Below are 711 nucleotides of genomic sequence, written 5' to 3' on the forward strand. Positions count from 1 at the left end.
CGGGCATGCGCGAAGGCGTGGGCCGGCGGGTCGTCGGCACGCGGCGGGGGCTTGCCATGTCCCGCATCGGGGCGCTGGGCCCAGTGCCCGGGGCGCTGCCCTGACTGGCCTGCGGCGATTGCCGGATCACCGAGTGCTTGATTTGCGCCCGGTCGGCGCAATATCCAGCGACTTCTCGCGATCCGACGCCGACCATGCCCATCTACGCCTTCGAATGCTCCGCCTGTGGTCATCATTTCGATCGGTTGCAGAAACTGAGCGACGCCGACCCGACGGACTGCCCGAAGTGCGGCGCGGCCCAGCTGAGGCGTCAGCTGACCGCGCCGCAGTTCCGCCTGGCGGGCGGCGGCTGGTACGAGACCGACTTCAAGAAGGACGGGGACAGGAAGCGCAACCTCGCAGGCGACTCGTCGGCGCCGAAGGAATCGGGCGGCGGCTCGGACGCCAAGCCCGACGCCAAGACCGACAGCAAGCCCGCCGAGTCGAAGCCCGCAACCGCGACGCCTGCCGCATCCGGCGCGTCGTCGGGCGGGTCATCCGGGTCATCCGGGTCTCCGTCGGGCAGCTCGTCGGCGAGAAGCTAGGCACGTCGCGACGTTCCGGCGTCGGGCGCTCCCGACGGCGCGACCCGCGCTCGGCATCGAACCGCCGGCTGACGCCTTCCGACCGACGCCGGAGGCAATGCGGTTGGCGCGCTCATGGAGCCGGATC

At 71.3% G+C, this 711-nt stretch carries 1 protein-coding gene; it reads left to right on the top strand.

Annotation, left to right across the window (positions count from 1 at the left end):
- Positions 1 to 194: 194 nt before the first annotated feature.
- Positions 195 to 584: an FmdB family zinc ribbon protein gene (locus tag FW784_RS14140; RefSeq protein WP_149353954.1), complete on the top strand. Its 390-nt coding sequence runs from the start codon at positions 195 to 197 to the stop codon at positions 582 to 584.
- The last annotated feature ends 127 nt before the right edge of the window (positions 585 to 711 follow it).

This window comes from Cognatilysobacter lacus, from assembly GCF_008274655.1.
GTDB lineage: Bacteria > Pseudomonadota > Gammaproteobacteria > Xanthomonadales > Xanthomonadaceae > Cognatilysobacter > Cognatilysobacter lacus.